Genomic DNA, 23,685 nt, shown 5'->3' with positions numbered 1-23,685 from the left:
TCCTAGAGGACTCCTACAACGTGTAAAAAGACGAAAAACACACCCGCAGGTGCAAGATATTTAATCAGTAATTGCCAAATTTGATACTGTGGTTTAGGTAAGTCCAGTTCCGCTTCGCTATGGTCCGCCGTCATCATCCAGCCGGCAAAAATGGCAATGGCGAAGCCGCCTATTGGCAACATCAAGTTGGCGGTGACATAATCCAATAACTCGAACAGATTATGCCCGAACAGCTTAAATCCTGCCCAGCTATTGAAGGAAAATATACTGGCGAAGCCTAACAGCCAAGTCAGCAAACCGGCCCATAGCGCGGCTTTTTCGCGGCTAAAACCGCGTGCTTCGACCAGCCACGCCACCGCAGGCTCGATCAGGGCGACAGAGGAGGACAACGCCGCCAGCACCAGCATGACAAAGAACATAATGCCGAACAGCCAACCGCCAGTCATAGAACCAAACGCAATCGGCAGGGTTTCAAAAATCAGTCCGGGGCCGGAATTGACGGGCAGGCCGTTGCTGAACACAATCGGGAAAATGATGATCCCCGCCAGTAAGGCGACTACGGTATCGGCCAGGGAGACGATCACCACGGTTTCGGTGATGGAGACTTTTTTCGGCAAATACGCCCCGTAGACCATCACCGCACCCATGCCTAAGCCTAAACTGAAAAAGGCTTGGCCCATCGCGGTCAGCACCGAGCCGCCCGTTAATTTGCTGAAATCCAAATTAAACAAAAAATGCAGGCCTTGGAAGTAGCCGGGGGTGGTCATGGCGTAGCCGACCAACAAAATCAGCAGCACAAACAGGCTGGGCATCAGCCAACGCAGGGCTTTTTCCAAGCCGTTATGGATACCTTGTTTAACTATCCACATGGTTGCCAGCATAAACGCGGTGTGCCAAAAAGCCAATTGGATAGGGCTGCCGATAAAGTCGGCGAATTGCTGTTTGATGGCGGGCGCATCCGCGCCAAAAAAGCTCCCGGTAAAGGCTTTCAGGACGTAGCCCGATGCCCAACCTGCAATGACGCTGTAATAGGACAAGATCAGAATCCCGGCGCTGATGCCCATCCAGCCCAGATAATGCCAGTGTGGGTCGGCGTTGGCTTCGGCGGTCAAGGTCTCCATCGTGGTGATGGGGTTATGGCGGCCACGGCGGCCCATAAGGGTTTCCGCTATCATAATCGGCGCACCGATCAGCACCACACACAACAGGTAGACAAGCACGAAGGCGCCGCCGCCATTCTCACCAGTGATGTAGGGGAACTTCCAGATATTGCCCAAACCCACCGCTGAGCCAGTCGCGGCGAGAATGAAGGCGAAATGGGATGACCATTCGCCTTGAGGGGATTTTCTTGTGTCTGTCATGTGCGTAGCCTCAAAAACTCACTTTAATTATTATTATCGGATTATTATCGCGTAAAATAGCAAAATTATGCCGTTGCGTCAGTTTAATTTATCTGGCAAAGGCTTTATCCTTATCTATCAGTGTATTACCCGCCCTATGGCCGATAAAAATTCTAAAAAAGCAAAATCCCAACAAAACTCGACGATTGCCGTTAACCGCCAGGCGACCCACGAATATTTTATTGAAGAGCGGTTTGAGGCCGGACTGGTGTTGCAGGGCTGGGAGGTAAAAAGTCTGCGGGCGGGTAAGGTGCAGCTTAAAGAAAGCTATGTGGCGATTAAGCGCGGCGAGGCTTGGTTATCGGGGGCGCATATTTCGGCTTTGTTATCGGCTTCCACCCATATCAACCCTGAAGCGGTGCGCTCGAAAAAATTATTGCTCAACCGTTACGAGCTGAATAAGCTGATTGGGGCGGTGGAGCGCAAAGGTTACACGCTGATCCCTTTGTCGATGTATTGGAAAAGCGGCCGCGCCAAATTGGAAATTGGTTTGGCGAAGGGCAAGCAACTGCATGATAAACGCGCCGCGTCTAAAGACCGCGATTGGCAGCGCGAAAAAGCGCGGATTATGAAAAAAGGCTAAGGGCTTATGAATACACATCCTAATTTGGCGGCGGCGGCGAATAGCGTCCTTGTCGTGGTCGACATCCAAACCCGTCTGACCGCCGTAATGGCCGAAGCGGAGGCGGTGAGCCAGTGCGTGACGGTGTTGTTGGCGGCGGCGCAACGTTTGGCGGTGCCGGTGCTGGCGACCGAACAATATCCGCAAGGCTTGGGGGCGACCGAACCGGCACTGCTGGCGGCCTTGCCCGCACAGACACCCGTATTGGCTAAAACAGGCTTTTCCTGTTGCGCCGCACCCGGCTTTATGGAAGCGTTGCAGGTGACCGGGCGCAAACAGGTTATTTTAGTCGGCTTGGAAACCCATGTCTGTATTTTGCAAACGGCTTTGGAGTTGCTGTTTATGGGCTATCAGGTGCAGGTGGTGGCTGATGGTGTCTGTTCGCGCGATGCTGAGCATAAGCGCTTCGCGCTCAAACGCCTACGCCAGCAGGGGGCGACCATCACCAATTACGAATCCGTGTTGTTTGAGTGGCTGCGCGACGCCGCGCATCCTGAATTTAAACCCCTTTCCCGATTATTGCGTTGATTTATGTCCTTAACTTTGTTTCTTGAAAAATTAGCCCACCATATCCCGGTCAGTTTTGCCGAAACGATGGCTATTATTGAAAGTGCCTACCACTATACGCCCGTAGCCTTTTACAACGGTTTGGGCGAAGGCCGCCTGTTGAGTCCGGCGGGTAGCAATGAAGGCTCTTGTAAGATTTTTGCTTTTGCCCAGCTCCATCAGCTTGATGAGGCAACAACCTTAAGTTTGTTCGGGGACTATTACCGTTTGGATGTACTAAATGACCCGGATGGCCAGGGACATAAGAATATCAGAAACTTTATGAAGTACGGTTGGGCGGGGATTACGTTTGAAGCTGAGGCGTTAGCGGCTAAATAAAAACGGCCTGCTTCTGCCGGGATAGGCCGCGGGGTTATTTGAACATCCTTTGTATATCGGCTTAGCTTGCCCGAAATGCCTACAAGCCATTACCCTAATTCTGGCCCTTATAGGGCACAGGTTCGCAGGTATGGCAAATTACCATACAATTATTATGGTGTTTTTAGTCCAGCAAACCGTGCTTTAACGCATAACAAATAATATCGGCGGTTGAATGCAGGTGCATTTTGGCCATCAGCCGGGTCCGGAAGGTGCTGATGGTTTTGACGCTCAGCGTCATCTCTTGGGCAATTTCAGAAGTGCGCCTGCCCTTGGCGACGGCCAGAAAGACTTGGTATTCACGGTCGCTTAATTTGGTATGGGGCAGTTTGTTCTGGTCGGGGTTTAATTCCTCAATTAATTTATCGGTCATTGTGGCGCTGATATATTTACCGCCCTTCGCTACCTTACGGATTGCGGCGACCAATTGGTCGGGGGCGCTTTCTTTGGTGAGATAACCGTCCGCTCCAGATTTGAGCATTCTGATGGCGTATTGGTCTTCAGGGTACATGCTTAATATCAATATGGGTTGCTGCGGATTTTTCTGTTTGGCTAATTTGATCAGCTCCAGCACATTTTTGCCGGGCATGGCGATATCCAGCAGCAAAATGTCCCAGTTATCGGCCCTGAGCATTGCCAGGACATCATCACCTGAAGCCGCCTCCCCGGCGATTTCCATATCAGGCACATCGGCGAGGATTTGCTTTAAGCCCTCGCGGACAATCGCATGGTCGTCAGCCATCAGTATTTTAATCATTCATTGTCCCCACCGCCCTAAGCGGCTTGGATGGGCATGGACAAACTGAGCAGGACACCTTGTCCTGGCCGTCCGTCCAGCTTGAGTTCACCGCCAAAATAGCGGGCGCGTTCGTGCATACCTTTAATGCCATAGTGGTCGTGTTTATTGATCTGCGCATGCGTCATGCCACAACCGTTATCCAAAATATACATCTGTAAATTATTTCCGCTCACACTAATTTTAATGATGACCACAGTGGCCATAGAATGGCGGATAATGTTGGTTAACGCTTCCTGCATAATCCGAAATACCGCCATGCTGTGTTTGTCGTCGATGTCAATAGGGTGTTCCGGCATGGTTAACAGGCACTTCATTTGGGTTTGCTGGCGGATTTTTTCCAGATGCCACTCTATGGCCGCCAATAGCCCCAGATGATCGAGAATGCTGGGGCGTAGGTCGGTAATGATTTTTCTGACGGTTTGGATGGCATCGTCAACTTGTTCGGTCATATTGACCGTTTTGGCGCGGCATTTTACCCAGTCAGCGGGCAATTGTTTGTTTAGCCAGCTCAAATCCATTTTTAGGACGGTCAACAGGCTACCCAGTTCATCGTGGATTTCGCGGGCAATCCGGGCCCTTTCCTCTTCCCTGGCCAGTTCTAAGTGGCTGGATAGTTTCCGTAGCGCATCTTCAGCCTGTTTATGCTTGCTGACATCATGTACGGTACAGATAAACAAATGTCGGCTATCGACGTTAATTTCAATAATGCTTAAATCCATCGGGAATTTCGAGCGGTTTTTCCTCAGCCCGTAGGTTTCGTGCCCGGCGCAAATGACATTTTGGTCGCTGTCATTGTTTGTGCGGCCTAAATACGCATCGTGCCAATTCCACTCAGGATCGGTCAGCAGCAGGGTGATATTTTGGCCAATGAGTTCATGCGCTTGATAGCCGAATATTTTTTCGATGGACGGGTTAATGCTTTCAATAAGGCCTTGCTGATCGATAATAAAGATGCCGTCAAACACATTGTTGAAAATGGCGCGTAATTTGGCTTCTTTTCTGCTGAGTAAGGCCTGCATTTCGCAGCGTTCGGTGACATCTTTTTGCACTCCGACGAAATGGGTGATGACGTTATTTTGGTTGCGTATCGGCGAAATATGGATTTCATTCCAGAAGAGACTGCCATCCTTGCGGTAATTGCGCAGCACAACGTGTGCGTCGCAACCTTCATGCAGGGCGGTGCGTAATTGGGCAATTTCGGCTTGGTTATGGTCATGTTTATTCAAAATACGGCAATTTTGCCCGCGTATTTCCTCAAGGCGATAACCTGTCAAATTTAGGAAGGCATTATTCGCATAAATAATCCCATAATCTGTGTCGGCCAAGCCGGAGATGACGATGCCGTTACTGCTGGATTCGATCGCGCACTGCATCAGGCGCAATTGTTCTTCGGTTGCCCGCTCCCGCGTCAGGTCTTGAATGCTGCCGTAAATACGGATCACGTCCGCATGGGCCGGGTCACGGATAGGTAAGGCATAATCTTTCAGCCAGTAACAGCCGCCATCGTTGCCGATGACACGGTATTCGGCAATGTTTTCAAAGCCGGCCCGCAGTTGTGCAAACCGATATTGGATAATGTCCGTATCATTCGGATGGATGGCCAGTCCTGTGCCGTCAAGCGGTGCGGCGGCATCGTTTATGCTATCCCGACAATTGATGATGTGCTTAAATGATGGGCTCATCCACTCAAAGACCGGCTTATTATCAGGCCCTATGCGCATGGCATAGGTATAGTCGGATTTTAACCGTAAGATGCCTAATAACAGGCTATCGTTTTTATCCTGAAAGAGGGGAGGTAAGTCCGGCTTACAAAGGCTGGCGGTTATTGCGTCGCCTAAGGTATGGCGGTGGCTTTTGGGGATATAATCGGCCATGCCGCTTTTTATGGCGGCGGCGGCTAGCATTTCATCGCCATAGCGGGTCAGCATGATGACCGGTAGGACGGCATGGTCACGACGGATTTGCCGGAATAAAGCCAAACCGTCTGTCCAAGCCAGCCGGAACTCCGTCACCACCCCGTCGAAATCGGCTTGCACCATGCTGTGCGCGAAAGCGTCCGGGCCGGCAATTTCGACCGCCTCCAAGTCAGCAAATTGCTGGCTTAACACTTGGATGGTCAGGGCGCGTTCGGCGGCATCATCGTCAATAATTAACAGTTTCATAGGTTTTTCTGCGGTATGCCAGTTCCGTTCCGGCTTAACGTATGCCCCGCCCACCTAGGGCGGCATCAATTAACGGCCATTAAGCAAGCGTAGCGACAGCTCTTCGGGTAAATTGAATTGGCGCAGTTTGGCGATGACTGGGGCGTTGTCATAAGGCAGTCCTATAAAGGTGACTTGCTGTTGTTCTTTATCGTAAATGGCAAATTGGGCTTCTTGGCGGCCATTACGCGGTTGCCCTACCGACCCTGGGCAAACTAAGGCTTGTTGGTAGGTGGACAGCCGTACAGTTTGGCCAGTTTCGTGGCTGTCTTTATGTCTGTTACGCGCAAATACGCCGGGGATATGCGAGTGCCCGTGAAAGCATAGCGCCAAACCGTTTTGCTGCATATAATCCAGATTATCCTGGTAAGTCATAATGTAAACATACGCGTAAAAATAGTCCGCGTCCATCGGTGCGCCATGTACGGCATACCAGTCGTCCTGTTTGATAAACGGCGGCAATTCGCTAAGCCATTGGCGTTCGTCGGCGGACAATTGGCCGATTGTCCAATGAATGACGGCTTTGGAACTGCTGGAAAAGCTGCTTGGCGTATTGCCGCTCGCCACGCCTTCATCGTGGTTACCTTTGATGATATGGAAAGTGCTGTCCTGCAGGCGTTGTATACATTCTTTAGGGTCGGGGCCATAGCCGACAATATCGCCAAGGATAATGCCTTGGTCAATGCGCTCGGCGGCAAGATAATCCAAGACGCAGTTGAGTGCCGGATAGTTAGCGTGGATATCGCCCAGCAAGGCGAAAAAACGTCCGTTAGCGGGGCGGCGCACTACTTTAGGTGCTGGAGGGGCGGTCTCCACAATGGCCGCAGGGGGTGTTTTGGGGGGATGGTGCCGTAAGCTGCCGATTAAAGTGCGTAACAGGTACTCCTTATCGGCATTCGGCATGAAAACCGTTTGCAAGTGCGCGGCAATAGTCAGATGGGAATGTGTGCCAGGAAAAATGGTTTCGACCAGCACCTGTAATTTATGGCCTAATTCCTCTATAAAAGCATTGTCGAACCAGTGGTAAGTGCGGATATAGACACCGAGCATGACGGCAAAGGCGGTAAAATCATCCCAGCCATAATACTCGTCGTCCAAATAATACATGTCTCCCTCGGTGGAGAAGGCGAAGTTTGACAGGCCTTCATCCAATTTATGCCCTGTCGTTTTGGCCAAGTTTAGGTAAAGCTTGAATACAGCCATCAGCAAATCCAGATTATGCCGCCGATCCGCTGCGGATTTCAGGGCGATATTAACGGGATAAAGGCGCGGGCAAATGCTGCCGACTTGGCACTCCCCGGAAGGGGTCAGCAGTAACAGCCAGGTTTTATAGGGATGGTGCACGCGAAGGCGCTGCTCGTTATGCAGGGCTTGTTGTAGCCAAGCGCGGGCTTTGTCAACGGGCAAAGCCAGTTCGGTGCGCACTTTGATAACGTCAGTGTTGTTGACATACAGTTGTGTGCAGGGCCGGCCAACAAAGTCGCTCCCCAACGCTAAAGCTTGCGGGTCTGCATTTAACAGTTCGCCGACATATTTAGGGCTGTAGTGGGACTGTCCGTCAATAGAGCCGATAAGTTCGATAGTCCACATAAGGTTACGGGCAGCCTTAACTTAAGCGAAAAGTGCCGGAACGGCCAGCACCCTTAAGGTGCTGGCCGTTCCGCGAGGAATGCAGGGCAAGATGTTAAGGGCACAGCGGGGCAATCAGCGGCATATTTCTGCGCACGGCTGCCCAACCCATGCCTAAATGGGTTTTTCTGTTGGTGATTAAGACCACTAAGGAATCGGGTTTTTCTGGAACAATCGCCATAAAATGTAAGGTGTTTGCCGTGGTCATTTGCACTTCTTGGATGGTTTTTTCAACCACCTTACCGCGTTGGGTCGCCAGTAAAGACTCCACTGCCCGGACGTTTTTGCCGCGCAGCATATCGACAGCCGCCGCCGCGACGGCTTCCAGATAGGCATTGGTAAAGTAAGGCACATTATGCGCTGCGCCAATCAAAAGACCGGTCTCCAGATCAACCACGGCACATCCTAAAGCGCCGTCCACATCCGCGACAATGCTTTGTAAAAGATCATCTATTTTTGCCATTTTGAAGAATTCCTAAAATAATAAAGTTTTGGTAACGGCCTCTGGCCGGGGTGGGTACTGCTAGCCATGCTCAAGCAAGGCCAGCAAAGTATTCAGTAACAGCTTAATATCCGATAAGTTACGCGCATCGGCAGGGATAACTGGCCACGGGTCGCCGCGCTCTGCTAAGGCATCATAATAAGCGTCAAGCTCTGGCTGCTGAGTCTCATCGTAGTGGGTGACACCAATAATTGCCGGATTGTCGAGTAAGAAACGGTGGTTAAGGTTGAGGTAATAGTCCAGTTCCTGCAAGGGGTCGTCATGGCTATTGTCTATCAGGATAACCAGGCCTATTGCCCCTTTCGTCAGGATGTCGGTCATGAAATCAAAGCGGCGCTGACCGGGTGTGCCGTAAAGGTATAAGGTTTCACCGTTTCCTAGGCTTAGCGTCCCGTAGTCCATTGCCACTGTTGTTGATGGCTTGCGTTTGATGACGCTGGCTTCGGAAGGCTTAACATCGGTTGATATGGGTATGTCTTCGCTAATAGTCTGTATGGCGGTCGTTTTTCCTGCCCCGACACAGCCTGTAAAAACTATTTTGATTTTATTCGCAGTGTGCATTTATTTTAAACGGTTCCTGATTTTGTTCAGAAGGCTTTCCCGCTCGGTATTGGGGATTTTTTTATGTAATTGGATGGTCAAGCCTTTTTCAATTAAGCCGATTAAGAAGCACGCATTATAAAAATTGTAAATATCGGTCGCTGGCATTTTGACAGACGCGGCTATTTCTCCTAATGCTAAGGCGTTGCTGTGCATAAACGCCGCCAACCTGACATAATTGCCGCACTCCGGCAGTTTAAAATTGGGCCACTGGAGCAGGTTAACAATGTCTTCAGGGCTGCTGCCCTGTAAAAGGCGGCCTTGCGATGACTTATACGCCACATACCAAATAAGGTCTTTAAGCGGGCCGGTGGGCATATCGGCGTTGCTGACCGTGCGTTGTAAGTCGGCTGGCGTAACCGGATAGGCCGATAGGGAAGGAGGGTTGGCTAGACAATAAGGGGCGAGGTTTTCTAAGGCTTCAGATGAGTAGTAAACGTTGGCTACCGGATCAATCCACAGCTTAAGCGCATTAGCAGTAATAGCAAGGGGTTGGGCGGCGGATCTGGCTTCTAACAAGGCTTTTAACAGGCCTTGTTCTGGATAAAAAACCGTCGATGTGTCGGGTACTTCCGCTATAGTATCGGTGATAGGTGGTGCTGTAGCGGTTGCGGCTTGGGCATCGGCGTGGGGTTCTTCTTTGGTGGGTGCGGATGCCGGATCGGCTGGCTGAGGTTGTTTTTGCCGGTTGAGTACGGCCACCAAAGAGTGCAAACTCGGAATCATGCGGGTATTGACGAAAATACGCTGTTCGGCATTATTAGGGTCTTGGGTGCACAACAAACGCCGCTCTAAGGGGATGCTGGAGTCTATCGTTGCTTGCAATGGTTCTTCGGTGAAGATAAAAAAATCGGCTTGCCCTTCGCTGCTGACGATTTTCCATTGCTGTTGCAATTTAGATTCGGCCAGATTTAGGATGGACTCAAAATTAGAGCGTTGCGCTTCGTTAAATCCTACCAATTTGATAGTTAATTCACTAACAGACATCTATCGCATCTCCGATGGGCTTTAATTTTGTGGGTGGATAAATTAAAAAATAGCACTGTTGTGGTGTCACGCCCCTGATAAATTCAACTCAGTGAATATATAGGGACGTTTTCCGAACCTGTTAGCCTGTTTTTCTGTATTGGGCAGTTCTTATTCGGTCTGTAGTATTTTTTAATCTATTGCAATAAAAGCCATTGATGAAATTCGGTTTAATTAGCATATTAGAACCCACTATTATAAATTTAAAGATAGGGGTTTAAAAGCAGCTAAGGGCTTTAATATTTGTAGGAAAAACCTTACAAATATCAAAATATTCCTACAATTTAGTCTGATTTGTTAAAATCACTGAAGAGAAGCCCTGTTCGCCGCTTACAGCGGCACTTACACTTAAAACAGGCAATGCGCCGCTTCGTTTCCGCGCCATGCACAATTCTTTACGGTCAAAATGCCATTTTGCATAGTATTGCAATAGATTAAGCATTCCCCAGCATTTTATCCTTATCGGTTCTTACCTTCCCCCTTTCCCCCATTTGTCTGTTTATGATGCCTAATAAAAACCCCCATAGTAACTTCAATATATTTTTAAAATGGACTTATCATCATTTTCATCATATTATATATTTTCACCAGTAATCTGACGATTTTTACAGGCCGTAATCGATTTCTTTACTGAAAAAAACGTTGTCAGATTTATTTTGGCGGTAACGAATTAATTTTTATACAAAATAAACGATTTTTCAGGATGAATGGGGACATTAAATATGCAACAAGCCACCACATCAATTAGCGCTGTACAGATAGCTCATAACATCGAAAAACGTAGACTGTTTATAGAAAAACCGCAATCCCAAGCCCATGTAACCAATATGAAAGATGCGCCTATTTACAAAACCCGTCCGGCAGTTCTGCAACGCGCCCAAAACCAGGATAGAACGCCTTTATTAAAAGGAGAGCCTGTCAAAGAAGTCAAGATTATTCTGGCGGGTAATGTCGGTTCTGGCAAATCGACTGCCATTAGAGCCATTAGCGAAATCCCCGTGATTGGTTCCGATGCCAAGGCGATTGAACGTAATGCTTTGCATAATAAAGAGTCCACAACCGTCTCTATAGAATATGGCATGGCGTATCTGGATAATAGCAATCTGCATATTTACAGCACACCCGGACAAAGACGCTTTGATTTTATGGCAGATGTTTTATGCAAAGGCGCTCACGGTATGGTGGTGATGATTGATAACGGTTGCCGTGACCCGTTGAATGAAATGGACTATTATCTGCACCAACACGGTCGTTTTTTACAAAACTATCCGGGGATTATCGCCATTACCCATTTTGATGACAACAATACTGACACCAGTTTGTTGGATTACAGCACTTATCTTTTGAAACATGGGTTAGCTTGCCCTGTGGTGTCGCTTGATGCGCGTAACACACTTGAAATAAAACAGGTTCTGATGAATTTATTGTTACAAATTGGCGATTTTAAAACCGGAAAAAAGAGAGCTTAGATCTATGGAAAACAGCGTGGATACATTACTGCCTACATTGGATGACGGCATTAAGTGCAGTGCCATTACTTCCACAGACGGCTTGGTGCTTGCCCATACAGGCAGTGGGGCAACCTTGGATGAAGATTTCCTTGGGGCGATGGGGGCGGCGCTTTTTGCCTTTGGCTCAAAGAGTATTGCCAATCTGGTCGGTGGCAAAATGAAAGACATTGTTGTTGAGGGTGAGCAAGGTTTTGTAAAGGTCACTATCTTGAACGATAAGCTGTTAATGGTGACGGTTGCGGAGCCGCTTAAGCTTGAAAGTTAAAAATTTGGCGGGTTACCGCCTATAAAAAAGTGCTGGACTTATATACAATAAGCCTGTGAATTTATTTCAGGCCGCTATAAAGCACAGTATAATTCCGGTTGCGTGTGTTTGTGTGTTTTATAATGCGTAATTCAGTGTGGCCCAATAGCGAATGCAACATCGGTTCGACAAAAATACGGGCATCAGCTCATCCGTTAACAGATGTTTCCATAAAGTCTGCGTGGTATTTATAGCTATTGTAGAATGGTTATTTCGGCAATCCGCTTGAGCCTTTGGGCAAGCCGGAATGACGGCGTAAAAGTTGTGGGAATATTTTATGCTTTGGGGCTTTTAAGAAGGAAAGATCATGAAATTGATTTCAGCGCCATCGGTTTAAAGGCGATTATCAAACACCAAAAATAAAAAACTTATGAGTGAATCCAATACGTTAGAGCCTGAAAAATTTCTTTCCACCCGCGCGGCGGCAGCCAAGTTAGGCGTGGCGTTGTCAACAGTGCAGGTTTGGGTTGAGTCGGGGATATTGCCCGCCTGGAAAACTGCCGGGGGCCATCGGCGTATTGCCGTCTCGGCGGTCGAGGCCATGCACTTGCGGCAAAAGGCTATCCTGAGCACCGAATCGTCGCCGGCACCGGATCAGCTTCAAGTCTTGATAGTGGAAGATGATGCGGTACAGCGCGAAGTTTATCGCCTCCAATTTAACGAATGGCGTTTACCTGTCCGTTTGTTGACGGCAAACGATGGTTTTAAAGGGCTTATGATGATTGGCCGCCATAATCCGGACTTAATCATTATTGACTTGGTTATGCCGGAAATGGATGGGTTTAAAATGATACGGAGTTTGAAATCCCAGCCCGCCCCGACCCAGGCGACTATCATTGTCGTCACTGGCCTTACGGCTTCCGAAATTGAAGAACACGGTGGGCTACCGTCCGGCATTCCGGTCTATTCCAAACCGATTCCCTTTGCCGTTTTGCGTCCGCTAGTGGAGCATTTGAGCAAAAAGTTGGCATGATGGCAGCCTATTGCTACGGTGCACAACGGGTATTGCAAAGTCATAGACTTCAAACGGTCAAGTTTTCGGTTTTAGGATTAACCGAAAACTTGACCGTTCAGAGTATAGGTTGCCTGACGGAGAACTGTCTTGGCAAAAATCGATTCGGTTAGGCATAAGTAAAAGCTAGCAATGACTGACCAACAACATCAACCCCAACAACAGCGCATCGACAGCGTAGGGCAAGTGCCGGATGCAGCCGAACCCGTTAGCCATGCCAAGTTGGAAGACTTGGCTAATTGGGGGGACAAATTACGCGCACCGTTACACACTCTTCTTGCTCAAATCAACATTCTGCAAATGGATAGGGCGTTGGATGCCAACACCCGCCAGCAAATCGACAAAATTGCCAAAGGTGCAAAGCGGCTCGCCACATTGATTAGCGAACTGCCTGAACATATTGATTCCAACTGTTCAACGTCTTCTGAATCCGCCATCGTTACCACAACGGTAACTTCTGACAAGACGGGGCGGCGTTGTATCCTTGTGGCCGAAGATCGCCCCGCCAACCAAATGTTGCTACAAATGCAACTGGCGGCGTTAGGCTTTGATGCCGATATCGCCGCTGATAACACGGCGGCACTGTTCAAATGGCAGGAGGGTGGTCATGATCTGGTTCTCATCGGCCATCAGATACCCGATTTGGATAAGGTGAAATTAGCCCGCGCCATACGCGCCGCCAAACGGGCTAGTGGTGCGTATACACCTATTATCGCCATTACTACCGAACTGTACCCGAAAGGGCCGACAATTTGCCGGGAGGCGGGTATAGATGCCATGCTGGCCGAACCCGTCGAGTTGGATGCGTTACGCTCCCTATTGGAATACTGGTTGGACAAAACGTCGGTAAAGCCGGCAATCGCAATCCTAAATACCAGCAATTTGGTTAATCTTATCGGTGCCTCAGATGTCCAGCAGATGCGCGAGTTTGTCGGCCTGTTCATCACGACGGTACATACGGATATTGCCACTTGCCGCCAGCATTTTACCGAAGGTACGGCCCATGCGCTGGCTTTAGTCATGCATAAAATCAAATCGTCGGCGCGTATTGTTGGTGCGTTGCACTTTGCCAGCTTGGCGGAACGTATCGAGGCGGCCGCCAAAAATAGCCGCCTCGATACCGCACAAATGCTTTTTATCGAACTGGAAGATGCCTTGGAAAAGGTCGAAATTGCCGCTGAAAATCTCACCGTATCTGAGGCTTACGGTCTTGGCGATGCCGCATTGATGCCGGATAAGATAGGGACAAGCATGAAGGTAACAGAATCGCCAATAGTGGCAACCGTCAGTCCAAACCATTATCTTGGCTCAAGCACCTCCGTCCGGCCTACTACGCTAAGCATTTCGTCCAATGACATCTTGGCAGGCATTCGCCATGCCGAATTTCAGTTGTATTTTCAGCCTAAGGTGGACAGCAGAACGTTGCATGTCGTCGGTGTGGAAACGCTGGCGCGTTGGCAACGGCAAGGCGAATCACCGCCACCCGATGAGTTCTTCGCTATAGCCAAGAAATATGGTTTGGTCGCGCCGTTATCCGAGGTGCTGCTGACTAAGGCATTGATCAGCGGCATACAGTTTACGGAAGCAGGTTGCCCTTTGGCTCTCTCAGTTAATCTCTCGGCAAATTGGCTGGCGGATACCCGCTTTCCGCAATTTATCCTTGCCAGCATCCAGGCATTCAATTTTAAGGCCGAGAATCTGATTTTGGAAATTACCGACCTTGACATGATGTCGGACATGACAGCCATTCTGAAGGTTATGAACCACTTGCGGCTCGAAGGCTTTAAGCTGTCAGTCACCGATTTTGGCAGTGGCTATCCGCTTGCCGCGTTATTGCCGCATCTTCCCGTCAATGAGCTAAAATTTGATCGCCGTTTTGTGCGTGCCGCTAGCCAAAATCCCGCCGTCCACGCAACAATGGCGGCAACGTTAGCAATTGCCAAGAGGCTTAAGCTTGCCACTGTAGCGGCAGGGGTCGAAACTCAAGCGGATCTGGATAGGGTGCGTGATCTGGGTTGCGGTTTCGTGCAGGGCTGGTTTATTGCCAAGGAAATGCCGGAGGATCAGCTTCTTGAGTGGCTGAAGGGACACGTCGCTTAAATCAGGGGTTCCCTTGAAGGGCGCTCCATAATCCGGCGCAATCCGTTTTTAGGAACAATAAAAATGTCTTCAAGATCTGCCTGTTATTATGTAGGTGCTGCAAATGGCCGGGCGGTAGCTAAACCACTAGCAATCGGCAGGATGATGCCCCGCTTGGTATTTTGCCTATGCCTGTTGGCATCTGGCAGGTCGGGGGCGGATAACAAAGCTTTGCCTTTAACTTTGCACTATTTCGGAACGGCGGGTTTGGCCCATTCAGGCTCAGGGCAAGCCGAGTTTGTCCGTGACTTATCCCAGCCTGATGGCGTAAAAAGCGGCCAATGGTCCGCTACCGTGGATTCCTTAGCCGGCTTGCAGGCTAACTTGACAGTCAATGACCAACTTGAAATCGTCGGTCAAGGTGTCAGCCGCTATCACTTCGGCGGCACTTACCTGCCTGAACTGACGTGGGCTTACGCGAAATATTCGCCCCGCCCCGAATTGGATCTGCGGGGCGGACGGCTAGGTGTTGATTTTTACATGCGTGCCGATTCCAGGCTGGTGGGATATTCCTATCTCCCCGTCAGGCCAGCGGTGGACTATTATGGCGGCTTGCCTTATCAATACATTGATGGGCTGGATGGCACGGTCAAGCTGCCTATGGGTAAAGGCATTCTGCGGGCCAAGCTGTTCGGCGGCTATAGCCCTGAAAAAATCCCCCCGGCGTGGGATGTGAGCGGGGCGCTCGTGTTAGGCGGAAATCTGGGCTATCAGTGGGACAGTTGGCAGTTGCGCTTTAGCTACACGCAAATCCAGCACGCACGGGATTTGGCCAGAATACAGGAATTACTAGCGGCTTTACGCGGGATTCCCCGACCGGAAACTCAAGCCGCCGCCGATGCGCTGACGGTTCAGGATACCATCAGCCGCCATTATTCGCTGGGCATGACCTATGATAAAGGCCCTTGGCAAGTGGAATTGATGGTCAGCGGAGCGGTACATGAAACGGCCTCTTTGCAGGACAATTTTGCCGGCTATCTCTTGGCTGGCTATCGGGTCGGTGCTGTCACGCCTTATGCAGGCCTGTCATGGAGCCAAGCGGCCACCAATACTATTGGCAGGACAAAAATACCGTTGTTGGATGCGGCGGTGGCGAAGGCCATCGGCGCATCCCATAGTAACCAGCATACGTTCATGCTGGGTTTACGCTGGGATTTTTACCGCGGCATGGATGCAAAAATTCAATGGGATACCGTTCTTGGGAGTCCAGATTCGGTCTTTTTAGTCCGGGGCGAACAACCGGGTTGGAATGGGCAGACGGATGTCCTCTCGGCAACCTTAGATTTTGCTTATTGAATATGGATATTTTAGCCAAGCTATTAACCTTTCTTATGCTGGTTTTAATGCTAGTGGGGGTTAATGCGGTATCGGCGGATATGGTACTGATCGCCAACGCCAAAATTTCCGTAGCTAGCATTAGCCGTGAAGAAGTGATCAACATTTACATGGGCCGGTTGCGTCGGATGCCTTCAGGTGCTGCCGCGCAGCCCCTGGATTTGCCGTCAGACAGTGAGGAAAAAGCCCTTTTTTATCGCCTTTTAGTGAATAAAGAGATGGCGGATATTGATTCTTATTGGGCGCGGCTGATATTTTCCGGACGGGCTTCGCCGCCGCGTGGAGTAGCAGACCAAAAAGCCGTACTCGAAAGTGTGGCCAGCGACCCGAATACTATCGGTTATGTAGAGCGTGCCATTGCGGACAAACGGGTAAAGATCATCCTGGAATTGCAACCTAAAGGCGGCAAATAATGCGTCATTGGTTCCCTGCCAATATATTGGCCCGCACGTTACTCTTTCTGCTGGTGGTTTCCGGAGTGACGGGAGGCGTGTTTATTGCCTTTGCCTCTTCGGTCATTGCCAATTATTCATACCGCCAAACCCAGGGGCGTCTAAATGAATTGATAGACACGGTGGAACGGACTGCCAGCATTGCTTGTTACTTGAATGACCAACCACTAGCTGCCGAAGTGGCGCAAGGGCTGATGAAGAATAGCGAGGTTGCGTCGGTCGTGATTTACGATATCGGCAAAGCGGAGTTGGCTAACTTTTCGCGTCCTGGCCATTTTCTGGAGAGCGGCATATCCGAAATAGCACCGATTCATCGGTTAATCCTATCCCCGTTCAGTCCCGATAAAGTGGTCGGCGAATTGGTTTTAGTCCCGAACCCTTTAAAAATAACACAGCGTATCGACTTGGATGTGGGCTTTGTCAGGAATCTGCTGATTTTCGAACTGGTGGTATTGGGCGGCGTAGTGCTGGTGATGGTGTCGTTTTTCGTGATCCGGCCCATCGGGCAGGTTTCGGATAACTTACACGCAATGGATGCCTGTGCGGGCGATACGCTGGCTTCACCGCGTGGCCATCAGGATGATGAAATTGGCCGCCTAGTGGACGATGTCAACGCCTTGGCAAAGCAACTGGTGTCCGCCCTGCATGAAGAGCAAAACCTTCGGCTACAGCATGAGGCCGGCGAAAAAAAATATTTGGCTATTTTTGACAATGCCAAAGCGGGGATCTGTCTGCTGGATAGTAACAGCCGGATAGTGTCCTGTAATCCTGCTTTTATCCAGATGATAGGCATGGATGTTGCATTAACCGCCGAACCAAATGCTACCTTCCTGAATGCGCTGTGTTGCCGTGACCCTAACAGTATAGGCAAGGCTTTGGCGCGATGCCAAGACCAACGGGTCACGGTGACGGAGGAAATTGAATTGCCGCGCCCCGATAGCAGTAGCGTCTGGTTACATCTGAGTTTGACACCGATTAGGCAAGGGCTGGTGCAGTGCATCATTAACGACATCACCGAACTGACCTTAGCAAAGCAAGCCGCAGAGAACGCTAACCGTGCCAAGTCCGAATTCTTAACAAACATGAGCCACGAATTGCGTACGCCGCTCAACGCCATTATCGGGTTCGCGCAATTACTGGAAATGGGTGGGCTGTCGCCGCTCATAAACGAACAAAAACTGGCGGTTGGACACATCATAACCAGCAGCCGCCATTTGCTGATCCTCATCAACGAAATCCTCGATCTCGCTTGCATCGAAAACCAAAAACTGAACCTTTACACCGATAAAGTCGCCTTAGTGCCGTTGCTTGAAGAGGTGGTGTTGCTATTGCGGCCTACCGCAACGGCACGAAATGTCACTATTATCCCATCGTACCAAAGCGAAATGGCCATCTACGCCGACATGTTGCGGGTGCGCCAGGTTATATTGAATTTATTGTCCAATGCGATCAAATATAACCGAGAGGGGGGTAGCGTGGGCTTATCCTGCGAAGTGTCTGGGGATTTTGTGCGCATTACTGTCGCCGATACGGGCTTAGGTATAGCCGAGGGGAGATATACAGAAATATTTCAGCCATTCCAACGCTTAGGGGCGGAAACAACAAGTGTCGAAGGTACGGGGATAGGGTTGGTTGTCAGCAAGCGGCTAGTCGAAGCGATGGGAGGCAGCATTGGTTTTGACAGTGTTATGGGAGTCGGTAGCCGCTTCTGGGTTAATTTGCCTAAGGCAGCCGTTAACGATAGGTCTGCGGGGATAGCAACTAAAGCGGCCATGGATCTTTCCGATATCAGCGGGCGTGTTATCTATATTGATGACTGTCTTATCAATATCAAGGTTATGTTACATATTTTCCGAAAGCTTCCGGGTGTCGAATTGCTAACCGCCAACACTGCCGAATGCGGCTTGGAGCTAATCTGCCAAGAATCGCCAGATCTTGTGTTGATGGACATCAACCTGCCAGAAATGAGTGGTTTGGAGGCTCTGCATTTGCTTAAAGCCAATCCTGGTACAGCCCTGATTCCGGTGGTTGCTGTCAGTGCCGCCGCCATGCCGAAGACCATTGATGAAGGTTTAAAGGCAGGTTTTCTGGCCTATTTGACTAAGCCGTTCGATGTGCCGAATTTGCTTGAGCTGGTCATTGATATTTTAAAGAAAAATAAGTAATAGGCTATGCTTTAGCCTTTTTCCTTAACACAAAGATGCCCATGCGTACTTTCCGGGATAGGTAACTCTGTCGGTGCAGGGAATTTGCAGCTGAATTCAGCCGTTTTTTGAAGTATAGCGAGGATTGCTTTACAGTTGAGGCGTACACCAGAAATAATAAAGGCGGCAATGATTGCCGCCTTTATTGCTTTGCAAGCGCTTGCAAGCAAAAACCCTCCGGCTTAAGTGCGCGGAGGGCTTTTGGTTTTATTTGCCAGCTATTTGAGCAGCTGTAGAGTTGTTGCTGGTGTGTCTTTTTTCTATTTTAGAAAAGGTTTCAGTTTGAAGTGCCGCAACAGCACCGCTTTGCAAATGTTTGGTTTCGTCTTTTTTCAATAAAACGACCAACAGAACGATTGCAGCGATACAGCCACCAACGATGAACCACAGTGAATTGTCTTCTTGTACTTCAGCCATTTTTAAATCCTCATCTATAGTTATTAATATTTTTGTTATTTCCCTTTCCTACAAGGGAGCAACTCAGCTTGTATGAGTCGGTTGTCGAAAGTTTTCTTAAACAACGGTGCAATTTTTATCACGATAACCGTGTTGTGTCAAAACTATAAATTAAAAAAATAATAGCGGAATCGGTATGCGATATGCGTGTATTTTGCAACAAATTGAATATAAATAAGAAATAATTTAAAAAGAAAATCTGTGCTGTAAAGGTAACTTATTTTTTGCCGAAAAAGCTTTCGGTCAGGCGTAATGGCTGCATCTGTGCTTAGCTAGGAAAAGTGTCTATTAAGGGTTATCATAAGCCTAGATGCTAAGCTAGCGGCAGGGCGGCGGCTGTGTGCCGAAAAACTGTCCCCTTCTTGTTTTTGGATCATTGCATCCCCATCTATAGATGAACCTGACCATCACTAAAATGAACGGAGATTGATTTTTATGAGTATTTCCTTAAGCAAAGGCGGCAACATCAGTTTGTCCAAAACCGACCCGAGCCTAAAAAATGTTATCGTCGGTTTAGGCTGGGATGCCCGGCCTACGGACGGTGCGGATTTTGATTTGGATGCCAGTGCCTTTATGGTCAACAGCGACGGTAAAGTCCGCTCGGATGCCGATTTTATTTTTTATAACCAGCCCAAATCCGCTTGCGGTTCGGTCGAGCATACTGGCGATAACCGCACGGGTGCAGGCGACGGTGATGACGAATCCATTATCGTCTTGCTCGATAAAATTCCCGCCGACATCCAACGGGTTATTTTTACCGTGACCATCCACGACGCGGAACCCCGCAAGCAAAATTTTGGTCAGGTTAGCCAAGCCTTTGTCCGTATCGTCAATAAAGATTCGGGCGTGGAAGTCACCCGGTTTGATTTGAGCGAAGATGCCTCTATCGAAACCGCGATGATTTTCGGCGAAATTTACCGCCACACTAACGAGTGGAAATTCCGTGCGGTCGGCCAAGGTTACGCGGGCGGCTTGGCGGCTTTGGCTCGCCAATATGGCATTAATGTATAGTTTTAACAATTTTAGTATAAAGTTATAATTTTAATAGTCTAAAAACAACTAAAGAGGACATGGCATCATGGCAATATCACTGACAAAAGGCGGCAACGTAAACTTAAGCAAAGAAGCGCCAGGCTTGAATAAAATCATCGTCGGCTTAGGCTGGGACGCACGCGCTACCGATGGGGCGGCATTCGATCTGGATGCGAGCGCCTTTTTGGTGAAAGCGGACGGTAAAGTCCGTTCTGACAGCGATTTCTGCTTTTTTAACAATAAGGTCGTTGCCGACGGTGCGGTCGAACACATGGGCGACAACACCACAGGCGTAGGCGACGGCGACGATGAAGTGGTCAAAGTCCAATTGTCCGCCGTTCCCGCCGATTTGGACAAAGTGGTGTTCACGGTTACGATTTACGATGCCGAAACCCGTAAACAAAATTTCGGCCAAGTCAGCCGCGCTTATATCCGTATAGTCAACGAAGAAAATAGCCAAGAAATTGCCCGTTACGATTTAAGTGAAGACGCTTCTGTCGAAACCGCAATGATTTTTGGCGAAATTTACCGCAATGGTGGCGATTGGAAATTTAAGGCGGTCGGCCAAGGCTTTGCGGGCGGTTTAGGGCCATTGGCCACTTCCTTTGGCGTTAATGTTTAAACGACGAGGAACGTGACGATATGTCCGCCCTGAATGCCGACTCTCAGGTACTGGCAAAAGGGCGGCGGGTCGCCCTAGAGCAACTGTTCGCTAACTATGCGCCAGCAGAGCGCTTCCAGATAGGTGTGTCTATAGCAGGTCTGTCGGTAGCGGTAGATTTTGCTTGTTTTGGTCTGGATGCCCAACAGAAGCTCTCTGATGACCGCTATATGACCTTTTTCAACCAGCCCCAAACACCGTGCGGGGCTGTCGCTTTAGCGGCACCGGCAGGCGATATGGCAGGATTTACTTGCCAATTGGCGCTCTTGCCTGCCACGGTTGACCGCTTGGTGTTTACGGCGGCAGTGGATGGCAACGGCACGATGCGCCAGATGCAAGCAGGGTATTTGCGCCTGTTGACCGGATTAGGGCAAGAAGTGGCGCGGTTTGCTTTTAACGGCAACGATTTCGCCGATGAAAAAGCCCTGATGGTCGGCGAGTTGTACCGCAAAGACGGCACTTGGCGTTTCAATTCGATAGGCCAAGGCTTTAACGGCGGTTTGGCGGCGTTGGTCAAGCATTTTGGCGCGGAAGTGGCAGAGGAAGTCCAGCCGCCAAAGCCAGTAGAGCCTAAAGTATCCCTGTCAAAAATCACCTTAGAAAAACGTGGCGACAAAATTTCTTTGGATAAACCTAAAACGGCCAGTGGTTACGGACGCATTGTCTGCAATTTGAATTGGTCGGCGCAGCAAACCCAGAAAAAAGGTTTTTTTGGCGGCAAGAGTGCCGATAAGGCGGTTGACCTTGATCTGGGGTGTTTATACGAACTCAGTGATGGCACTAAGCATGTGGTGCAAGCGTTAGGCAATTGTTTTGGGTCTTACGAAGATGTGCCTTATATCCACCTCGCGGGTGACGACCGTTCCGGCGCAGTTGCCGAGGGCGAGTTTCTGTACATTAACGGCAAGTATTTTGACCGTATCCGGCGCATTTGCATTTTTGCCTTTATCTACGAAGGTGCGGTGAGTTGGACACAGGCTGATGCCGTTGTTACCCTGACCGTCCCCGACCATCCGGTCATTGAAGTGCGTTTGGATTCCCAAGGCAAGGACTCGAATATGTGTGCCATAGCGATGTTAGAAAATAGCCATGGCGCGTTAAAGCTGATGAAGCTGAACGAATATTTTGGCGGCCACGAGAAGCTGGATAAGCATTATCAATGGGGGATGAAATGGCGTAGCGGTAGCAAATAGTTTGGACATCATGCAGTTAACAATAATTATTCACTATTGAGCAAATAAAATGGCTATCAGTTTACAAAAAGGACAAAAAATCTCTTTGTCCAAAGAATCCGGCGGGGCCTTAAGCAAAGTGGTTATGGGCCTGGGTTGGGATGCGAAAAAATCCGGCGGTGGGATGTTGAAAGGCCTGTTTGGCGGCGGCAACAGTGAGTCTATTGACTTGGATGCCTCGTGCGTCATGTTTGATGACAATAACAAAGCCGTGGATACGGTGTATTTCGGTCATCTGAAAAGCAAAGACGGTAGTATCGTCCATACCGGCGACAACCGGACTGGTGCGGGTGACGGCGACGACGAGCAAATTATCGTTGAGCTGGATAAAGTACCCGCCCATGTCAAATCTTTGGTTTTTACGGTCAATTCTTTTACCGGACAAACGTTTAATGCGGTCGAAAATGCCTATTGCCGTATAGTCGATAGTGCCAGCAAAACTGAAATCGCCCGTTATACGCTGAGCTCCCAAGGTTCGCATACCGCGCAAATCATGGCAAAACTCTATCGCCACAATGGCGAATGGAAAATGCACGCTATCGGCGAAAATGGCACCGGACGTACCATTGAAAACTTGCTGCCACAAATTGTCGTCCATCTTTAAACGCTGATGCGCATTTGGTTTAATAAAACATTCTCTACAATTAGTGCGGTTTTTAATAATTTGCACTTGGCCTATAGGCCAAGTGCCGTAACGATTATCTGCACCCACACCCACACCACCGCTTCGGCTTTTTTAGCCGCTGACGAGAGCTATCTGGAGCCTAGCGCTCTGGTCGGACAAGACTATCTGGATTGGTGCTTAGAATTTTGCCAACGCCACCGCATTGATTTGTTTTGGCCCGGCAAAGAAGCGGCTTTTATTAGCCTGCATCAGGCGCAGTTCCATGCTCTGGGGATTCAAGTGCTGTCGGTGGCGGATTACGACACTTTAAGCTTATTGGATAACAAAGCGGCTTTTTATGCCGCGCTAGACCCCGATGTCGCCCAGACAATGGAGTTTATCGCCGTCGATAATTTGTACGCTTTCGACCATGCGGTTGCCGAATTGTCAAGACGGCATGACAGCTTGTGCGTTAAGCCTTCGGTGTCGGTATTTGGCTTAGGGTTTCGGGTTCTCGACACCCGCCGCGACAGTATCACCCATTTGCTAAAAGGCGTGGAATACGAAATCCCGTTGCAAGAATTGCGGCAAGGCATGATGAATACCCGCTCGTTCGATACCATGCTGGTCATGGAGCATTTGGACGGCCATGAGTGGAGCGTCGATTGCGCCGGACGGCACGGCAAATTGCTGTGTGCGGTACAACGCCGGAAATCGCTGTTATTAGGCCACGGTCAGGAAATTGACAATAACGCTGAAATTGCCGGCATGGTGGAGCGTTTGACTGCCCATTACTATTTGAACGGCTTGTTTAATATCCAGTTTAAAAACGGCAAGGATGGCCCACGGTTGCTGGAAATTAACCCCCGCCCGTCGGGTGGTTTCGGCATGGCCTGCTTGGCGGGGACTAACCTTGCCAAGTTGGCTTTACAGGCGTTTAAAGGCGAGAAGGTTAGCCCGCCTGAGATACATTATGGCTTGAAGATTGCCGAGGTTAACACGCCTGTGGTGTTGCGGGATAAGGTGTGATGGGGCGGCGG

At 49.4% G+C, this 23,685-nt stretch carries 23 protein-coding genes; 15 read left to right on the top strand and 8 right to left on the bottom strand.

The features are described 5' to 3' along the window. Window positions 1-2 precede the first annotated feature (2 nt). Window positions 3-1,361: a sodium-dependent transporter gene (locus AADEFJLK_RS05555; RefSeq protein ID WP_103973558.1), complete on the bottom strand. Its 1,359-nt coding sequence runs from the start codon at window positions 1,359-1,361 to the stop codon at window positions 3-5. Window positions 1,362-1,497: 136 nt separating this feature from the next. Here AADEFJLK_RS05555 and smpB point away from each other — a divergent pair, with 136 nt between their 5' ends. Genes smpB through AADEFJLK_RS05540 form a run of 3 tightly spaced genes read left to right on the top strand, consistent with a single transcriptional unit; the run spans window position 1,498 to window position 2,907 of the window. Continuing rightward, the gene (smpB, locus tag AADEFJLK_RS05550) at window positions 1,498-1,983 is read left to right on the top strand and encodes an SsrA-binding protein SmpB (RefSeq protein ID WP_088621673.1); all 486 of its coding nucleotides are present in this window, start codon (window positions 1,498-1,500) and stop codon (window positions 1,981-1,983) included. Between the two features lie 6 nt (window positions 1,984-1,989). Next, window positions 1,990-2,550 (top strand): isochorismatase family protein, encoded by a 561-nt coding sequence (locus AADEFJLK_RS05545; protein ID WP_103973557.1) that lies wholly within the window; start codon window positions 1,990-1,992, stop codon window positions 2,548-2,550. A gap of 3 nt (window positions 2,551-2,553) precedes the next feature. Then, window positions 2,554-2,907, top strand: coding sequence for a HopJ type III effector protein (locus AADEFJLK_RS05540; RefSeq protein WP_103973556.1), 354 nt, complete (start codon window positions 2,554-2,556; stop codon window positions 2,905-2,907). 163 nt (window positions 2,908-3,070) lie between these two features. On the opposite strand, the gene AADEFJLK_RS05535 is transcribed toward AADEFJLK_RS05540, so the two are convergent. The 6 genes from AADEFJLK_RS05535 to AADEFJLK_RS05510 all read right to left on the bottom strand — a co-directional run bounded on the left by AADEFJLK_RS05535 (window position 3,071) and on the right by AADEFJLK_RS05510 (window position 9,664). Next, a complete protein-coding gene (locus AADEFJLK_RS05535; protein WP_088620489.1) occupies window positions 3,071-3,703 on the bottom strand; it encodes a response regulator in 633 nt (210 codons plus the stop codon). A 17-nt stretch (window positions 3,704-3,720) separates the two neighbouring features. Beyond that, window positions 3,721-5,907: a PAS domain S-box protein gene (locus AADEFJLK_RS05530; protein WP_146054514.1), complete on the bottom strand. Its 2,187-nt coding sequence runs from the start codon at window positions 5,905-5,907 to the stop codon at window positions 3,721-3,723. A gap of 69 nt (window positions 5,908-5,976) precedes the next feature. Further along, a complete protein-coding gene (locus AADEFJLK_RS05525; protein ID WP_103973554.1) occupies window positions 5,977-7,536 on the bottom strand; it encodes a metallophosphoesterase family protein in 1,560 nt (519 codons plus the stop codon). Between the two features lie 94 nt (window positions 7,537-7,630). Then, window positions 7,631-8,038 carry a hypothetical protein gene (locus tag AADEFJLK_RS05520; RefSeq protein WP_088620492.1) on the bottom strand — a complete coding sequence of 136 codons (408 nt, stop codon included), beginning with the start codon at window positions 8,036-8,038 and terminating at the stop codon, window positions 7,631-7,633. Between the two features lie 60 nt (window positions 8,039-8,098). Then, on the bottom strand, window positions 8,099-8,638 hold the full coding sequence (locus AADEFJLK_RS05515; protein WP_103973553.1) for a GTP-binding protein: 540 nt from the start codon (window positions 8,636-8,638) through the stop codon (window positions 8,099-8,101). After that, window positions 8,639-9,664 (bottom strand): hypothetical protein, encoded by a 1,026-nt coding sequence (locus tag AADEFJLK_RS05510; protein ID WP_103973552.1) that lies wholly within the window; start codon window positions 9,662-9,664, stop codon window positions 8,639-8,641. Window positions 9,665-10,425: 761 nt separating this feature from the next. Here AADEFJLK_RS05510 and AADEFJLK_RS05505 point away from each other — a divergent pair. The 7 genes from AADEFJLK_RS05505 (at window position 10,426) to AADEFJLK_RS05475 (ending at window position 18,621) form a co-directional block, all read left to right on the top strand. Beyond that, window positions 10,426-11,172 carry a GTP-binding protein gene (locus AADEFJLK_RS05505; protein ID WP_170065037.1) on the top strand — a complete coding sequence of 249 codons (747 nt, stop codon included), beginning with the start codon at window positions 10,426-10,428 and terminating at the stop codon, window positions 11,170-11,172. A gap of 16 nt (window positions 11,173-11,188) precedes the next feature. Beyond that, window positions 11,189-11,479, top strand: coding sequence for a roadblock/LC7 domain-containing protein (locus AADEFJLK_RS05500; RefSeq protein ID WP_170065036.1), 291 nt, complete (start codon window positions 11,189-11,191; stop codon window positions 11,477-11,479). 409 nt (window positions 11,480-11,888) lie between these two features. Next, window positions 11,889-12,491, top strand: a complete 603-nt coding sequence (locus AADEFJLK_RS05495; RefSeq protein ID WP_088620497.1) for a response regulator — start codon at window positions 11,889-11,891, stop codon at window positions 12,489-12,491. Window positions 12,492-12,662: 171 nt separating this feature from the next. Next, complete coding sequence (locus AADEFJLK_RS05490) at window positions 12,663-14,630, top strand: EAL domain-containing protein (protein WP_103973549.1); 1,968 nt, start codon at window positions 12,663-12,665, stop codon at window positions 14,628-14,630. A gap of 210 nt (window positions 14,631-14,840) precedes the next feature. After that, entirely contained in the window at window positions 14,841-15,965 is a 1,125-nt protein-coding gene (locus AADEFJLK_RS05485) for a hypothetical protein (protein WP_211299145.1), read from the top strand. A 35-nt stretch (window positions 15,966-16,000) separates the two neighbouring features. Further along, window positions 16,001-16,417 (top strand): hypothetical protein, encoded by a 417-nt coding sequence (locus AADEFJLK_RS05480; RefSeq protein WP_146054513.1) that lies wholly within the window; start codon window positions 16,001-16,003, stop codon window positions 16,415-16,417. After that, a complete protein-coding gene (locus AADEFJLK_RS05475) occupies window positions 16,417-18,621 on the top strand; it encodes an ATP-binding protein (protein ID WP_088620501.1) in 2,205 nt (734 codons plus the stop codon). The genes AADEFJLK_RS05480 and AADEFJLK_RS05475 overlap by 1 nt, the downstream gene beginning before the upstream one ends. A gap of 246 nt (window positions 18,622-18,867) precedes the next feature. Here AADEFJLK_RS05475 and AADEFJLK_RS05470 read toward each other — a convergent pair whose 3' ends face one another. After that, window positions 18,868-19,077: a hypothetical protein gene (locus AADEFJLK_RS05470; RefSeq protein WP_019864563.1), complete on the bottom strand. Its 210-nt coding sequence runs from the start codon at window positions 19,075-19,077 to the stop codon at window positions 18,868-18,870. A 474-nt stretch (window positions 19,078-19,551) separates the two neighbouring features. Here AADEFJLK_RS05470 and AADEFJLK_RS05465 point away from each other — a divergent pair, with 474 nt between their 5' ends. The 5 genes from AADEFJLK_RS05465 to AADEFJLK_RS05445 all read left to right on the top strand — a co-directional run bounded on the left by AADEFJLK_RS05465 (window position 19,552) and on the right by AADEFJLK_RS05445 (window position 23,674). Continuing rightward, window positions 19,552-20,127 carry a TerD family protein gene (locus tag AADEFJLK_RS05465; RefSeq protein ID WP_088620502.1) on the top strand — a complete coding sequence of 192 codons (576 nt, stop codon included), beginning with the start codon at window positions 19,552-19,554 and terminating at the stop codon, window positions 20,125-20,127. A 67-nt stretch (window positions 20,128-20,194) separates the two neighbouring features. Further along, window positions 20,195-20,770, top strand: a complete 576-nt coding sequence (locus AADEFJLK_RS05460; protein ID WP_088620503.1) for a TerD family protein — start codon at window positions 20,195-20,197, stop codon at window positions 20,768-20,770. A 20-nt stretch (window positions 20,771-20,790) separates the two neighbouring features. Then, on the top strand, window positions 20,791-22,002 hold the full coding sequence (locus tag AADEFJLK_RS05455) for a TerD family protein (RefSeq protein ID WP_103973546.1): 1,212 nt from the start codon (window positions 20,791-20,793) through the stop codon (window positions 22,000-22,002). Between the two features lie 49 nt (window positions 22,003-22,051). Beyond that, the gene (locus AADEFJLK_RS05450; protein ID WP_088617734.1) at window positions 22,052-22,645 is read left to right on the top strand and encodes a TerD family protein; all 594 of its coding nucleotides are present in this window, start codon (window positions 22,052-22,054) and stop codon (window positions 22,643-22,645) included. A 66-nt stretch (window positions 22,646-22,711) separates the two neighbouring features. Then, on the top strand, window positions 22,712-23,674 hold the full coding sequence (locus AADEFJLK_RS05445) for an ATP-grasp domain-containing protein (RefSeq protein WP_249027978.1): 963 nt from the start codon (window positions 22,712-22,714) through the stop codon (window positions 23,672-23,674). Window positions 23,675-23,685: the final 11 nt, after the last annotated feature.

This window comes from Methylovulum psychrotolerans (assembly GCF_002923755.1).
Classification (GTDB): domain Bacteria; phylum Pseudomonadota; class Gammaproteobacteria; order Methylococcales; family Methylomonadaceae; genus Methylovulum; species Methylovulum psychrotolerans.
This window is presented reverse-complemented; position numbering and strand designations above follow the sequence as displayed.

Excerpts from the sequence above, each read along its gene's own strand:
- AADEFJLK_RS05475 (WP_088620501.1), top strand. The coding sequence starts at position 16,417 with ATGCGTCATTGGTTCCCTGCCAATATATTGGCCCGCACGTTACTCTTT.
- AADEFJLK_RS05460 (WP_088620503.1), top strand. The coding sequence starts at position 20,195 with ATGGCAATATCACTGACAAAAGGCGGCAACGTAAACTTAAGCAAAGAA.
- smpB (WP_088621673.1), top strand. The coding sequence starts at position 1,498 with ATGGCCGATAAAAATTCTAAAAAAGCAAAATCCCAACAAAACTCGACG.
- AADEFJLK_RS05450 (WP_088617734.1), top strand. The coding sequence starts at position 22,052 with ATGGCTATCAGTTTACAAAAAGGACAAAAAATCTCTTTGTCCAAAGAA.
- AADEFJLK_RS05520 (WP_088620492.1), bottom strand. The coding sequence starts at position 8,038 with ATGGCAAAAATAGATGATCTTTTACAAAGCATTGTCGCGGATGTGGAC.
- AADEFJLK_RS05465 (WP_088620502.1), top strand. The coding sequence starts at position 19,552 with ATGAGTATTTCCTTAAGCAAAGGCGGCAACATCAGTTTGTCCAAAACC.
- AADEFJLK_RS05535 (WP_088620489.1), bottom strand. The coding sequence starts at position 3,703 with ATGATTAAAATACTGATGGCTGACGACCATGCGATTGTCCGCGAGGGC.
- AADEFJLK_RS05530 (WP_146054514.1), bottom strand. The coding sequence starts at position 5,907 with ATGAAACTGTTAATTATTGACGATGATGCCGCCGAACGCGCCCTGACC.
- AADEFJLK_RS05515 (WP_103973553.1), bottom strand. The coding sequence starts at position 8,638 with ATGCACACTGCGAATAAAATCAAAATAGTTTTTACAGGCTGTGTCGGG.
- AADEFJLK_RS05490 (WP_103973549.1), top strand. The coding sequence starts at position 12,663 with ATGACTGACCAACAACATCAACCCCAACAACAGCGCATCGACAGCGTA.
- AADEFJLK_RS05505 (WP_170065037.1), top strand. The coding sequence starts at position 10,426 with ATGCAACAAGCCACCACATCAATTAGCGCTGTACAGATAGCTCATAAC.
- AADEFJLK_RS05545 (WP_103973557.1), top strand. The coding sequence starts at position 1,990 with ATGAATACACATCCTAATTTGGCGGCGGCGGCGAATAGCGTCCTTGTC.
- AADEFJLK_RS05540 (WP_103973556.1), top strand. The coding sequence starts at position 2,554 with ATGTCCTTAACTTTGTTTCTTGAAAAATTAGCCCACCATATCCCGGTC.
- AADEFJLK_RS05480 (WP_146054513.1), top strand. The coding sequence starts at position 16,001 with ATGCTGGTTTTAATGCTAGTGGGGGTTAATGCGGTATCGGCGGATATG.
- AADEFJLK_RS05455 (WP_103973546.1), top strand. The coding sequence starts at position 20,791 with ATGTCCGCCCTGAATGCCGACTCTCAGGTACTGGCAAAAGGGCGGCGG.
- AADEFJLK_RS05495 (WP_088620497.1), top strand. The coding sequence starts at position 11,889 with ATGAGTGAATCCAATACGTTAGAGCCTGAAAAATTTCTTTCCACCCGC.
- AADEFJLK_RS05510 (WP_103973552.1), bottom strand. The coding sequence starts at position 9,664 with ATGTCTGTTAGTGAATTAACTATCAAATTGGTAGGATTTAACGAAGCG.
- AADEFJLK_RS05555 (WP_103973558.1), bottom strand. The coding sequence starts at position 1,361 with ATGACAGACACAAGAAAATCCCCTCAAGGCGAATGGTCATCCCATTTC.
- AADEFJLK_RS05525 (WP_103973554.1), bottom strand. The coding sequence starts at position 7,536 with ATGTGGACTATCGAACTTATCGGCTCTATTGACGGACAGTCCCACTAC.
- AADEFJLK_RS05470 (WP_019864563.1), bottom strand. The coding sequence starts at position 19,077 with ATGGCTGAAGTACAAGAAGACAATTCACTGTGGTTCATCGTTGGTGGC.